Consider the following 13,460-nt stretch of genomic DNA (forward strand, 5'->3'; position numbering starts at 1 on the left):
ACAGTGATCCAGATGTCCTCCTGGCCGACGAACCCCGCCCATCACCGCTGGCTGGACCAGCACACCCGGGAGCTGCTGGCGTTCGGGCGCCGGACCGCCGATCCGGCCGGCGGCGCCCGCTGGCTCGACGCCCACGGCCGGCCGGACCCGCAGCAGCAGGTCTCCACCCTGCTCAGCTCGCGGATGACACACGTCTACGCCGTCGGCACCCTGCTCGGCGTGCCCGGCGCCGCGCCGATCGCCGAGCAGGCCCTGCGCGGGCTCACCGGGCGGCTCTGCGACGAACAACACGGCGGCTGGTTCCCCGCGCTCGGCGATCGGACGGTCAAGGCCTGCTACGACCACGCGTTCGTGCTGCTCGCCGGAGCCTCCGCGACCAGCGCCGGGCTGACCGGCGGGCCGGCCCTGCTCGCCGCGGCCGAGGGGGTGTTCGTCCAGCGCTTCTGGGACGACGACGCCGGGCGCTGCGTGGACACCTGGAACGCCGACTTCACGGTCCTGGACGGCTACCGGGGCATCAACGGCAACATGCACGCGGTCGAGGCGATGCTGACGGTCGCCGGCGTGACCGGCGACGAGGCGTGGCTGGACCGGGCGCTGCGGGTCTGCCGGTTCGTGGCCGACACCGCGCGGGCGCACGACTGGCGCATCCCGGAGCACTACGACGAGCACTGGCGGCCGCAGCCGGACTTCCACCGCGAGCAGCCGGACCACCCGTTCAAGCCGTACGGGGCCACGGTCGGTCACGGCCTGGAGTGGTCGCGGCTGTTCCTGCACGCCGAGGCCGCTCGCCCGGCGGAGTCCTGGCTGGCCGGAGCCTCCCGGTCCCTGTTCGACCGGGCGGTGAGCGACGGCTGGTCGGTCGACGGGCGGCCGGGCTTCGTCTACACCACCGACTGGGACGGCAAGCCGGTGGTCCGCGACCGGATGCACTGGGTGACCACCGAGGCGATCAGCGCCGCCGCGGCCCTGCACCGGCGCTTCGGCGACGAGCAGTACGCGACCTGGTACCGCACCTGGTGGGACTACGCGGCGGCGTACCAGCTCGACCACGACCACGGCTCGTGGTTCCACCAGCTCGACGCGGAGAACGTGCCGACCGAGACGGTGTGGCCGGGCAAGCCGGATCTGTACCACAGCCTCCAGGCGACGCTGACCGCCCGGCTGCCACTGACCCCGATGCTGGCGCCGGCCGTCGCGCAGACGCTGACCGGCCCGGCGTAACGAGGCTTACCGGCGGACGCGGCGCAGGGCAACAGCCAGCCCGAGGTCCAGGATGATGACCGCGGCCAGGGCCGGCACGATGGCGGCCGGCCCGAGCCCGTCGTGGGTCAGACCGATCAGCGGCGAGATCACGATCGGTCCGAAGCTCGCCCCGGCGATCACCAGCGCGGTGGACGTGCCGGCCGCGGGGTGGACCTGGACGAACCACGACAGGGCGGTCGGGAAGACCGGGGCCAGGAAGAGGCCGGTCAGGATGAAGCTGTAGCCGGCAGCCGGTGGCCACCAGGCCAGGGTCATGCTCGCGGTGGCCAGGAGCAGGGTCAGGGGCACCAGCCGGGCCGGCGGCAGACGCAGACTGAGCGGGGCGGCGAGCAGGCGGCCGACGGTGAAGGCGACCCAGAACGTCGCGGTGGCCCCGGCAGCGGTGTCGGCGCTGGAACCGACGACTTCGATGAGGTACGTGGCGGCCCAGCTGGCCACGCCGGTCTCGGCGCCGACGTAGAGCAGGAAGAGCGCCAGGAACGCGGCCACGATCAGGGGCCGGCCGCCGGCTGCCGACCGGTTCCGGGCCGGGCCCGCCGGCAGCACGGTCGGGGCACCGGCCAGCAGCGGCATCGTCGCCACGGCGATGACCAGGTACGTGCACCCGATGGCGAGCCGGTTCCCGTCGGTCGCCGCCACCAGCAACGGACCGGCGACGGCACCGACTCCGAAGGCGGCGCTGAGCAGGTTGAGGACCACGGCGCCGCGCTCGCCGTACGCGGAGGCGAAGTAGACGTTGAGGTCGAGGTCGAGCCCGCCGAAACCGAGCCCGAGCAGGAACGCTCCGCCCAGCAGAACCGGCCAGGCGGGTGCGGCCATCAGCACGAGAGCGCCGGCCGCGACCACGATCAGCTCGACGAGGAACCGGGCGCGGAAGGTGCTGCGCCGGTCGGCCACGCCCGCCGTCAGCACGCCGAGGACGGATCCGGCGAAGTGGGCGCTGACCAGCAGGCTGGCCGCGGTCGCCGAGCCGCCGAAGGTCGCGCGCAGGACGGGGATGAGCGGGCCGTACACCGCGACGAGCAGCCCGATCAGGAAGAACGCCGCACCGCCGCCGATGGCTACCCGCAGCGACGGCGGACGCTGGCGCACCGGCGCCGGGGACGGTGCGAAGATCTCGGCCACGGGCTCAGTATGCAGATCACGGTGACCGCGGACCGCCCGCCCGGACCTGCACCTCCAAGGCAGGGCAGCGATCGGCGTGGTCACGCCGCCGCTGGTCACCCCCGGGCGGACGATCTTCGTCAACGGCGGCTCGACCGTGCGGGAGATGTCCGGCAGCTCAGGACCCGCCGACTGAGCGTGATCACCAATTCCAACGCCGATGCACAGGGCGGACTCGCGTCTCGATCAGGCACCGGCGAGTTCGCGGGCGAGTCGCAGCCGGAACCGCTGAAGAGGAACAACGCGATGAGACCGATCGAGAACCTGCCGCAGAACAGCAGCGAGCGTCACCTTTGCGGCCTCATGGTGACGATGGCGATCAATGTGGCGGTCGTGGCATCGTAAGTGCGCCACACCTTCCGGGAGGTGATAGATGCCATCGCGTGGCCGCCTCCGCGTCTTCGGCGCTCTGTTGATCGTTGTCGGCACCGCCACCTTAAGTACTTTGATCGCGATCGCGGTGAACGCGGCCACAGCTAAAGCGGGATGGCCCTGGCCTCTGCACCTGATCGAGGAGGATCCTTGGCATTGGGTCGTTGCTTTCGCTGCACTCACCGCGGTTTTTTCCGTTCTAGCCTGGAAAAATCTAGACCAGGGCAACGACCGGCAGTCAACCGATGTCTCTACGTCCGCAGTCTCCGGCGGCAGCACAGGACCGGTGGCTAACCTGGGTCAGGCATTCACCGGCCCCATCACCGGCAACGTCTACGTAACCAACGAGATGCCGGGCACCAGGAGTGCTGCTGTAGTCGAACGCCCGCCGATCGAAGCGAAGAGAATCGTGAGTGGGCTGCCCGAATTCATATCAGCGACACTGTGCGATCGACGCGACGAGTTTGAAGCGGTTGTTGAGGCACTCGCGGACCCCGAAGCAACGTTTGTGACGCTGCAGGGAGATGATGGTGTCGGCAAAACTGCGATCGCGGCGGACATTGCCCAGAATGCTCCGACGGACGTTGCTGTCTCGTACCTCGACGCACGCGGCTATCCCGGCGTGACTGCCGACTCCATCCTGGAGTCACTCGTCGGTACAATCGCGAACAGTGAAATTCGCCGGCGGGTCCGCGAACGCCTCAACGGTCCTTCCGGCGATTTCCTGATGAAGTGGAATGACGTGGCCGCCGAGCTTGCAGGCCAACGCGTCTGGCTGGTCCTAGACGACGCACAGGAGCTGCTCCGGCCAGACGGAGGCGGCTTTCGTGACCAGATGCTCCACAACCTGCTCATGAGGATTGAGAACGTTCCGCGCAGGGAAATCAAGGTGCTTCTCGTGACCAACGCGCCGATGCCGATTGACGAGCGTGAGCCGGTCCGCATTGTCGAAGGTCTGCCGGAGGACTTCTTCGATGAGTTCTTGACCGATCTTGCGGCGGTCGGGCTTGCCCGGTCCTCCGACGTATCCAGCGCCGATCTGTGCAGAGCGACCAGAGGGAACCCGCGGATCACCGAGTTGCTGTTGGGTACTTGGAAGGCGTCGCCGTCCTTCCGTTTCCGCGACGTCGTGCGTGCCGCTGGCTCGCCCGAACGGTTCGTGCGCACCCTGCTGGGCAGTCTGGATCGGCCACAGCAGCGCGTCATGCAGGTGCTGGCCGCTCTGGACCACCCCGTCAGCTCCCCGGTGGTAGGCCACTTGACTGATGCGACCTCCGGCGATGCGGACGCCGTCCTGGAGGATCTCGCGAACTACCGCGTCGTGCGCCGCAGGCGCCACCGGTACTACATACCCACCGGTGAGGCTGCCCGCATAAGAGGCGCGATAGCCGTCGACGAGCTTCGCACGCTGCAACGGCACGCAGCGCGGTTCTTTGAGGAGGAGAACGCACACCGGACGCCGACGAACCTGGCCGACCTCGAAGAAGCGTTTCTGGCGGTGGATCTGTACGTAACGTCGGGCCGGCCCGTCGATGCATTGCGCGTGATTCTGGCGCTCGAAGAGGAGTGCCTGATGGACTGGGGCCAGGTGCACACGCTCGAACCCTGGTTGGACCAGCTGACCGAAGAACTCTACGGCCTCGGGGACCAAGTACGTCTCGCTTCGATGCGTGCCAGGGCTTACGCCGAACAGGGCCGGTTGCACGAGGCCATTACCATGGTCCACTTAGCCGGCCGTATCAACGAGGGAGTCAGGAGCACAAAGAACAAAATTATGTTGCGGCTGCAGCTCGGCGCCTATCATTTCCGTGCAGGCGAGGTCCGTAGTGCCGCGGTGCAGTACAAGACCATCGTCGATTCAGTAGCGGAAAAGCTTCCGGAAATGACGGCCGATGCGCATCTGGGTTTAGCGTTGTGCTTGACGGAGACAGGCCATTTCGACGTCGCGACCACACATCTCGACATGGCCGAGTCTCCGATGGAGGACCGTCGCGAGGTCCGCATCATGCTGCAACGAGCAATCATCAGTCTTGAGCAGGGCGACGATCGCGTCGCCCTCGATCAGCTTGGTCGAGCCAGACGGGCCGCCGGTGAGCAGGACCGAATCTCGGCAGCGCGCTGCGACGAACTCGAGGCCTGGGTGTGGCTCTATCGGGAAGACGCCGACCGCGCCTTGCACTTAGCGGAACGTGCGTTCGGTGTAGCGTCCCGGCTCGGCGATCCCTCGTTGCTCGGACCATCTGGGGCCACGCTCGCAATAATTCAACTTCGCCGGCACGAATCCGCCAAGGCTCTCGCGGCGGCGAGCGTGGCCGCACGATACTCCGTCGGCGTGTACGCCGCCGAGACCAGTGCGATAAAAGGTCTGGCCGCTCTGCATCAGCCACATTCCGGCGAGTCGGCAGTGCAGTTGTTCGAACACTCGGCGCGGCTGGCCGAGGATCTCGAGGGAACCGCGCCCGGCAGTTACCTGGCCTACGAGGCACACGGTCTGGCCCTAGGCGGACTCGCCCTGCTAGGGAAGGAACATGGAGAAGAACTGGCGCTCGAACAATTCCGCCTAGCGGTGGACTCTGTGAACCTGCCGGGTGCACGGCACCGCCGGCGAGAGTTGTTTCTCATCTTGACCGAGGGACAGCCCAGGGATGTCCTTCCGGAGCTACGGAGATTACTCGCCTCGTCATAACCAGCCCTTGTGCTGAGCTCTGATCAACGCGTCGGTACGGTTTTGGGCACCTATCCGGGTGTACAGGTCGCGAAGCAACCGGAACATCATGCGCTCGGAATACCCGGCATCGGTAGCCAGCCGCCCGACGGTGGCTCCACCCGCCAACCGGCGAAGCCAGTCGCGTTCGGTAGGAGTCGGCTCGTTGGCCGGCGGTAAAGTCGGCGGGGAAGCGACCAGTGCCCGCAGTGCGTCCACAGGAACTCGGCTCTCTCCGCGGACCACAGCCTGAAACCCTTCACGCAGTTGCGCAGGGCTGGCGTCGCGCGGCAGAACGCAGACCGCCCCAGCCCGAAGTGCGCGAACCGAGTCCACCACCGACATATTTTCCAGCAGGGCGACCAGCATAAGGTCGGCTGTCGCGCGGTGCAGGCTTCCGAGCAGGTGCCAATCTTCCTCGGAGCGCAAGGTCAATACGATTACTTTCGCCTGACGATCGCCGGCCCACGCAAGGAGGTCCTCGGGTGTCTCCGACTCGAATCCGGCGGCACGCAGTATCTCCATGAGTCCGTACCGGAAGACCGGCAGGGGATCGGCCACAGCGATCCGCACCTGCATGGAACCGGACCTCCGACCGCCGGGAGCAATCCGTAGATCCTTGCCCATGTGTGCTACGAAAGCCATCCAGCCACGCGGTGGCGCAACCCTGCGGGCATTTGGCGTCATGGACCGGCAGACCGTGCCACGCCTACCGTGACCATATGTCACCGAGAAATGACCCTCCGCAAAGGCCATCGTCCGGATTCTCGGACGACGAAGATTGGGACTTCGAAACCGGGGGTGACTTCGGCAGTGTCGGGGAGATCATCGTAGCCGTTCGAAATTGTGTCACTGCGACGACCCGCACCCATTCGGATCTAGAACGCTACGCCCAGCGACTGAAACGCGTTGCCGCTCGCCTGGCAGCCATTCGCGGACGCTCGAACAACGAACTGCTGGCCGAGACGGAACGCCGTATCGACGAGGCCGCCAACATCGTACGACGGGCCTGTCTTGAGGCGCGGCAGGCAGAAGCCAGCGGCCAGCTCTACATCAGTAGGCTCCAACACCGGCGTTGACAGCGATACAAGTCAATGCCGGTAGCGAAGGGGAAGAGGGATGACCGACGGACCACCGCGGCGGTACCCTGATGGGCGTCCGCCGCGGGAATCACGCGTTCAATAGACGTTATGGGCAGATGTAGCGCCTCACGTGAGGTAATGCTCCGGGCGCGCGGTAGCGGGGATCCAGAGGCCGAGGGGCCGCACGGCCAAGGATTCAGACGCCGGCGAGCTTGCGGCTCGACGAGCGCAGGTAGACGGCCCAGGTGACCAGCACACAGAGCGCGTAGAAGGCGATGAACGCGATGTAGGCCGCGTCCGCGGTCTTGTAGGTCAGGAACGACTGCCGGAACGCCAGGTTCACCAGCACCCCGCCGAAGGCGCCGATCGCCCCGGCGATGCCGATGACCGCGCCGGACAGCCGGCGGGCCTCGTGCTCGTCGCCCGGGTTCTTCAGCGCGAAGATGCGCGGGATCATCTTGTACGTCGAGCCGTTGCCGATGCCGCTGAAGATGAACAGGGCGATGAAGCCGACCAGGTAGAGCGGCAGCGAGCGCAGTTGCGAGGCCAGCAGCACGATGCTGGCGCCGGCGGCCATCGCGATGAAGTTGACGAACGTGACCCGGGCGCCGCCGAGCCGGTCCGCCAGCGCCCCGCCGACCGGGCGGATCAGCGAGCCCAGCAGCGGGCCCAGGAAGGTCAGGTAGGCGGCCTTGACCGGGGTGTTGAAGTCCTGCGCGAACTGCACCTGCAGCACCTGGCCGAAGGCGAAGCCGAAGCCGATGAACGAGCCGAAGGTGCCGATGTAGAGCAGCGCCATGATCCAGGTGTGGCCCTCGCGGGCGGCGTCGCGCATGCCGCGCTTCTCGTTGCGGGCCTGGGTCAGGTTGTCCATCTTGAGCGCCGAGCCGAGCACGGCCACCACGATCAGCGGGATGTAGATGCCGGCGACGATGCCCGGGTGCCCGGCGCCGAAGACGGCCAGCACGAACAGGCCGACCAGCTGCACGGCCGCGACGCCGAGGTTGCCGCCGCCGGCGTTGATGCCCAGCGCCCAGCCCTTGAGCCGGTCCGGGTAGAACGCGTTGATGTTGGCCATCGACGACGCGAAGTTGCCGCCGCCGACGCCGGCGATCGCAGCCAGCAGGATCAGCGTCGTGTAGGAGACGCCGGGCTCGATCAGGAAAGCGGCCAGCACTGCCGGGATCAGCAGCAGGGAGGCGCTGATGATGGTCCAGTTGCGGCCGCCGAACCGGGCCACCGCGAAGGTGTACGGGATCCGCAGCGCGCCGCCGACCAGCGCGGGCACGGCGGTGAGCAGGAACTTGCCGGCCGGGTCGATGCCGTACGCGGGGCCGAGGAACAGCACCAGCACCGACCACAGCGTCCACACCGAGAAGCCGATGTGCTCGGAGAAGATCGAGAAGATCAGGTTGCGCCGGGCGATCGGGGCGCCGGTGGTGTCCCAGAAGGTCCGGTCCTCGGGCCGCCAGTCGTCGATCCAGTGCCCGCGGACGGTTCTCGCCGCGGGACGTTCCAGGGTTGCGGTCATGACGGGACCTCCGAGGCGGTGAGCGACGAGATGACGAGGTGACCGTCGGCGTCGACGGTGACGGGGTAGACGGTGAGATCACTGATCCCGGACAGCGAGCAGCCGGTGGTGATGTCGAAAGCCATGAGGTGCAGCGGGCAGACCAGCACCTTGTTGTCGATCTGGCCGTCGGCCAGCGGCCCGCCGCGGTGCGGGCAGACGGCGGACAGTGCGCGTACCGAGCCGTCGCGCAGCCGGAAGACAGCGACCATCTCGCCGTCGACCTCGTAGGTGCGTCCCTCGCCCAGCGGGATGTCGGTGACCGGCCCCAGGATCCTCATCGGACCGGCACCTGCGGCAGCACGACCAGCGGCAGCGACGTGCGGAACTGCCCGGGGGTGGCCGGTTCGGCCCGTTCCTTCCACGGATCGCGGTAGGCGGCGACCGAGGCGGCCATCGCGGCGTCCAGGTCGGCGGCGATGCCCTCGGCGTCGTCCACCACCACCGCGCGGATGTGCTCGATGCCGAGGCGGGGCACCCACGCGTACGTGCGCTCCAGCCAGTTGGCGCTCTCCCGGTAGTACTGCAGGAACCGCCCGGTCAGCGTGATGACCTCCTCGGGCGACTCGACCGTGGCCAGCAGGTCGCCCTTGCGGACGTGGGCGCCGGCCGCACCGCCGACGTAGAGCTCCCAGCGGCCGCCGTCGATGGCCACCACGCCGAGGTCCTTCACGTACGCCTCGGCGCAGTTGCGCGGGCACCCGGTGACCGCGAGTTTCATCTTGCCGGGCCCCTCGATGCCCTGGTAGCGCTCCTCGAGGGCGATGCCCAGGGCGGTGGAGTCGCCGACGCCGAAGCGGCAGAAGTCCGAGCCCACACAGGTCTTCACCGTGCGGAAGCTCTTGCCGTAGGCGTAGCCCGAGGGCATGTCCAGGTCGGCCCAGATCTTGGGCAGTGTCTCCTTGGGAATCCCCAGCAGGTCGATGCGCTGCCCGCCGGTCAGCTTGACCATGGGTACGGCGTGCTTCTCGGCCACCTCGGCGATCCGCCGCAGCTGGGCCGGAGTGGTGACGCCGCCCTTCATCTGCGGCACCACCGAGAACGTGCCGTCGCGCTGGATGTTGGCGTGCACCCGGTCGTTGATGAACCGGGCGTCGCGCTCGTCGACGTAGTCCTCGCCCCACATCATCTTGAGCAGCGAGGCCAGGCCCATCTTGCTCTTGGCGTCCTCCTCGCCGCCGGGCACGAGCTTGGCGAAGACCGACGACACCGAGCGCAGGTCGTGTGTGCGGATCGCGGCCATCAGCTCCGCCTTGGGCATCGGGACACCCGGCACGTACCAGCTCGCCTTGGGGTCCTCCTCGACGGCGCCGCCGGCGGCCCACTCGACGATCTGCGCGACCAGGCTCTTGCAGGTGCCGCAGCCCTTGCCGGCCCGGGTCTTGTCCATCACGCCGCTGACCGTCTTGCAGCCGCCGTGCACCGTCTCGGCGATCGTGCCCTTGGTGACGCCGTTGCAGTTGCAGACCTGGGCGTCGTCGGCGAGCTCGGCCGCGCTCACCTCGGCGGGCGGGCCGCCCAGGTCGAACATCAGCTCGACCCGGTCCTCGGGCAGGGCCAGCCCGCGGTCGAAGGCCTGCATCAGGAACGCGACCTTCTTGACGTCACCGACCAGCGTCGCGCCGACCAACCGGCCGTCGCGGATGATCACGCTCTTGTAGATGCCCTTGCGCGGCTCGCTGAAGACCAGCGTCTCGTCGTCCTCGCGGTCGGACTCCTTCAGGCCCATCGAGGCGACGTCGACCCCGGCCACCTTGAGCTTGGTGGCGATCCGGGAGCCGTGGTACGCGGCCTGCGGGTCCCGGCCGGTGAGGTGGTCGGCGAGCACCTTGGCCTGGTCCCAGAGCGGGGCGACCAGCCCGTACGTCTCGCCGCGGTGCTGGGCGCACTCCCCCACCACGTAGATGTCCGGCTCGTCCTGGGCGCGCATCTGGTCGTCGACCACGATGCCGCGCTCGACCACGAGACCGCTGGCCGCGGCCACCTCGGTGTTGGCCCGGATGCCCGCGGCGACCACGACCACGTCGCAGTCGATGACCCGGCCGTCGGCAAGCTTGACCCCAGTGACCTGGTGCTTGCCGAGGATCTCGGTGGTCATCGCGTCACAGACCACCTCGATGCCCAGCTTCTCCACGCTGCGCTGCAGGATCGCGCCGGCCTGGGCGTCCAGCTGGGTGTTCATCAGGTGCCCCATGGCGTGCAGCAGCGTCACCTGCGAGACGTGGTTCTGCAGGCCGCGGGCCGCTTCCAGACCGAGCAGGCCGCCGCCGATCACCACGGCCCGCTCGTGCTCGCGGGCGTAGCGGATCATGCTGCGGGTGTCGTCGAGCGTGCGGAACGCGAAGACGCCCTGGTGGTAGCCGCGGCCGGGGCGGTGGATGCCGGGGATCGGCGGGACGAACGCCCGGCTGCCGGTGGCGATGATGAGCTTGTCGTACGGGGTGGCGGTGCCGTCCTCGGCGTACACCTGCTTGGCGAACCGGTCGATGCGGCTGATCCGGCGGCCGGCGTGCAGGGTGATGCCGTTGTCGGCGTACCAGCTCAGGTCGTTGAGGAAGATGCCGGACTCGTCCTCGACCCCGGCCAGGACGTTGGACAGCATGATCCGGTTGTAGTTGCCGTACGGCTCGTCGCCGAACATGGTGATGTCGAAGTCGCCGCCGCGGCTGAGGATCTCCTCCACCGTGCGGGCGCCGGCCATGCCGTTGCCGATGACGACCAGTCGCGGGGCCATCAGACCTCCACCAGCCCGAGATCGAGAACCACGGTGCCGGTCACTCCGGCCGGTGCGGCCAGCCACAGCTCGACGGCCGTCCCGGAGTCCAGGTCCTCGACGACCCGCAGCGGGACGTGCACGTCGGCCTTGGCGCCGACCGGGAAGTACCGCATCGGCTTGCCGTCCCGCATCAGCACGACACAGATCAGCTCGTCGGCCGAGTTGCCGCCGCGGAAGTAGACAGCCTGCGCGGCCACGCCGGCGGGCACGACGTAGCCCGGCACGCCGATCGGGGCCGGCTGGTCCAGGCCCTTGCCCTCGAAGGGCAGGACGCCCTGCAGGAAGCGGGGTGTGGAGTTCACCTAGGTGTTCCTTTCGTGATGGCGACCGCGCACGCCTTGAAAGCGGGCATCTTGGAGTGCCGGTCGAGGGCCGGGTCGGTGAGCAGGTTGACGGCCTGGTCGCCGCCCCAGTGGAACGGCGCGAAGACGGTGTCCGGCCGGATGCCGGGGTTGAGCCGGGCCCGGAACACGGCCCGGCCGCGGCGGCTGGACAGCTCGACCATGTCGCTGTCGGCGATGCCGAGCCGGCGGGCCAGGTCGGGGTGCAGCTCGACGCGGGGCTCGGGCAGCGAGACGGTCAGGGCGGAGACCCGGCGGGTCTGGTTGCCGCTCTGGTACTGCTGCATGTTGCGCCCGGTGGTGAGCACGTACGGGTAGTCCCGGTCGGGCATCTCGTGCGGGTCGCGGTGCTCGACGCGGACGAACTTCGCGCGCCCGTCCGAGGTCGGGAACGAATCGGCGAACAGTCGCGGCGTACCCGGATGGTCCTCGGCCGGGCACGGCCAGAAGACGCCCTGCTCGGCCTCGATCCGCTCGTAGGTGATGCCGGCGTAGTCGGCGATCCCGCCGGCGCTGGCCCGGCGCAGCTCGTCGAAGACGGTCCGCGGGTCGTCGCTGAAGAACTGCCCGCGGCCCAGCCGGTCCGCCAGCCCGCTGAGGAACTGCAGGTCGGTACGCACGTCCGGCGGCGGCGGGAGGGCCATCCGGCGGCGGATGACCCGGCCCTCGAGGTTGGTCATCGTGCCCTCCTCCTCGGCGAACTGGGCCGTGGGCAGCACCACGTCGGCCAGCGCCGCGGTCTCGGAGAGGAAGATGTCGGAGACGACGAGCAGATCCAGCGCGCGCAGCCGCTCGATGACGTGCCCGGCGTGCGGGGCGGAGACGGCCATGTTGCTGGCCAGCACGAGCAGCGCGCGGACCCCGCCGTCGGTGCCGAGCCGGTCGAGCATCTCGTACGCGGACTTGCCGGGCTGCGGAAGCTCGTCCGGGTCGACACCCCAGACGCCGGCGACGTGCGCGCGGGCGGCCGGGTCGTCCAGCCGCCGGTAGCCGGGCAGCTGGTCGGCCTTCTGCCCGTGCTCGCGCCCGCCCTGCCCGTTGCCCTGCCCGGTGATGGTCCCGTAGCCGGAGTAGGGCCGCCCGATCAGGCCCAGCGCGAGGGCGAGGTTCAGATACGCCTGCGCGGTGTCGGTGCCGTTGCTGTGCTGCTCGGCCCCGCGAGCAGTGAGGATCATCGACGGTCGCTCGGTGGCCAGCAGTCGGACGGTCTCGCGTAGGTCGGCTTCGCTGACCCCGGTCATCCGCTCGACCCGTTCCGGCCAGTAGGCGGCGACGGCCGCGCGCACGCCGTCGAAGCCGGTGGTCCGGTCCCGGATGTAGTCCTCGTCGACCAGGCCCTCCCGGACCGCGATGTGCAACAGGCCGTTGGCCAGCGCCAGGTCCGTGCCGGGCAGAGGCTGCAGATGCCGGTACGCGCCCGCGGCGGTCGCCGTACGCCGCGGGTCGACAACGATGTGCCGCGCCCCCTCGGCCCGCCCGGCGTCGAGATACTGCATCGACGGCGGCATGGCGTCAGCCGGATTGGCCCCGACCAGCAGCACCGTCCGGGCCTGGGCCACATCCTCCAGCGGGAACGGCAGCCCCCGGTCGATACCGAGAGCACGGTTGGCGGCGGTGGCGGCGGACGACATGCAGAAACGCCCGTTGTAGTCGATCGAGGCGGACCGCAACGCCACCCGCACGAACTTGCCGAGCGTGTACGCCTTCTCGTTGGTCAGACCACCGCCACCGAAGGCACCGACGCTGTCGACGCCGTACTCCCGCTGACAGCGTTCGATACCGGCGACGATGCGCTCGTACGCCTCATCCCAGCTGGCCTCCCGCAGCGGGCTGCCCCGATCCGCGGGATCCTTGCGCACCAGCGGCGTGAGCAGCCGATCCTTGTGGTCGAGCAGCTCGGCCGCGGTCCAGCCCTTGGCGCATAGGCCACCCCGGTTGACCGGGAACTCGGTAGGCTCCAGCCGCACCCGGGGAATCTCAGGCGTCAGCGCGATGCCGCACTGCAAAGCGCAGTACGGGCAATGCGTCTCGGTCACCGTCACACCGATGATGCTCGGCGGTAACCATTTCCTCACCGGACCGCCACGATTGCCGCGGCGTTCAAAAAACCCTACAACCGCCCCGGCCCCGTTGTGAGATCGAACCGGTCCGGTGCGCCAGGTGGATTTCTCATCAGCCGTGCTCG

Annotated in this window: 11 protein-coding genes; 4 read left to right on the forward strand and 7 right to left on the reverse strand. The window is 68.8% G+C overall.

What is annotated here, in order from left to right; genetic code table 11:
* Nucleotides 1-12 precede the first annotated feature (12 nt).
* Nucleotides 13-1,224, forward strand: a complete 1,212-nt coding sequence (locus tag ACQP2Y_RS27570) for an AGE family epimerase/isomerase (protein ID WP_433717928.1) — start codon at nucleotides 13-15, stop codon at nucleotides 1,222-1,224.
* Nucleotides 1,225-1,230: 6 nt separating this feature from the next.
* Here ACQP2Y_RS27570 and ACQP2Y_RS27575 read toward each other — a convergent pair whose 3' ends face one another.
* On the reverse strand, nucleotides 1,231-2,391 hold the full coding sequence (locus ACQP2Y_RS27575) for an MFS transporter (protein WP_433717929.1): 1,161 nt from the start codon (nucleotides 2,389-2,391) through the stop codon (nucleotides 1,231-1,233).
* 177 nt (nucleotides 2,392-2,568) lie between these two features.
* Here ACQP2Y_RS27575 and ACQP2Y_RS27580 point away from each other — a divergent pair, with 177 nt between their 5' ends.
* On the forward strand, nucleotides 2,569-2,775 hold the full coding sequence (locus ACQP2Y_RS27580; protein ID WP_433717930.1) for a hypothetical protein: 207 nt from the start codon (nucleotides 2,569-2,571) through the stop codon (nucleotides 2,773-2,775).
* Between the two features lie 28 nt (nucleotides 2,776-2,803).
* On the forward strand, nucleotides 2,804-5,488 hold the full coding sequence (locus ACQP2Y_RS27585; RefSeq protein ID WP_433717931.1) for a hypothetical protein: 2,685 nt from the start codon (nucleotides 2,804-2,806) through the stop codon (nucleotides 5,486-5,488).
* Here ACQP2Y_RS27585 and ACQP2Y_RS27590 read toward each other — a convergent pair.
* Nucleotides 5,483-6,085 (reverse strand): DNA-binding response regulator, encoded by a 603-nt coding sequence (locus tag ACQP2Y_RS27590; RefSeq protein WP_433717932.1) that lies wholly within the window; start codon nucleotides 6,083-6,085, stop codon nucleotides 5,483-5,485. The genes ACQP2Y_RS27585 and ACQP2Y_RS27590 overlap by 6 nt on opposite strands.
* A gap of 143 nt (nucleotides 6,086-6,228) precedes the next feature.
* Between ACQP2Y_RS27590 and ACQP2Y_RS27595 the strand changes: the two genes are divergently transcribed.
* Nucleotides 6,229-6,585, forward strand: a complete 357-nt coding sequence (locus ACQP2Y_RS27595; protein WP_433717934.1) for a hypothetical protein — start codon at nucleotides 6,229-6,231, stop codon at nucleotides 6,583-6,585.
* A 199-nt stretch (nucleotides 6,586-6,784) separates the two neighbouring features.
* Here the strand turns inward: ACQP2Y_RS27595 and ACQP2Y_RS27600 are convergent, their stop codons facing one another.
* Genes ACQP2Y_RS27600 through ACQP2Y_RS27620 form a run of 5 tightly spaced genes read right to left on the reverse strand, consistent with a single transcriptional unit; the run spans nucleotide 6,785 to nucleotide 13,317 of the window.
* A complete protein-coding gene (locus ACQP2Y_RS27600; protein WP_433717935.1) occupies nucleotides 6,785-8,119 on the reverse strand; it encodes a nitrate/nitrite transporter in 1,335 nt (444 codons plus the stop codon).
* On the reverse strand, nucleotides 8,116-8,439 hold the full coding sequence (locus ACQP2Y_RS27605; RefSeq protein WP_212989015.1) for a Rieske (2Fe-2S) protein: 324 nt from the start codon (nucleotides 8,437-8,439) through the stop codon (nucleotides 8,116-8,118). The genes ACQP2Y_RS27600 and ACQP2Y_RS27605 overlap by 4 nt, the downstream gene beginning before the upstream one ends.
* Nucleotides 8,436-10,892: a nitrite reductase large subunit NirB gene (gene nirB / locus ACQP2Y_RS27610; RefSeq protein WP_433717936.1), complete on the reverse strand. Its 2,457-nt coding sequence runs from the start codon at nucleotides 10,890-10,892 to the stop codon at nucleotides 8,436-8,438. Before nirB ends, ACQP2Y_RS27605 begins: the two co-directional genes overlap by 4 nt.
* Nucleotides 10,892-11,236 (reverse strand): molybdopterin oxidoreductase, encoded by a 345-nt coding sequence (locus ACQP2Y_RS27615; RefSeq protein WP_433717937.1) that lies wholly within the window; start codon nucleotides 11,234-11,236, stop codon nucleotides 10,892-10,894. The genes nirB and ACQP2Y_RS27615 overlap by 1 nt, the downstream gene beginning before the upstream one ends.
* Entirely contained in the window at nucleotides 11,233-13,317 is a 2,085-nt protein-coding gene (locus tag ACQP2Y_RS27620; protein WP_433717938.1) for a molybdopterin oxidoreductase family protein, read from the reverse strand. Before ACQP2Y_RS27620 ends, ACQP2Y_RS27615 begins: the two co-directional genes overlap by 4 nt.
* Nucleotides 13,318-13,460 lie beyond the last annotated feature (143 nt).

This window comes from Actinoplanes sp. CA-051413 (genome assembly GCF_050955795.1).
Taxonomy (GTDB): domain Bacteria; phylum Actinomycetota; class Actinomycetes; order Mycobacteriales; family Micromonosporaceae; genus Actinoplanes.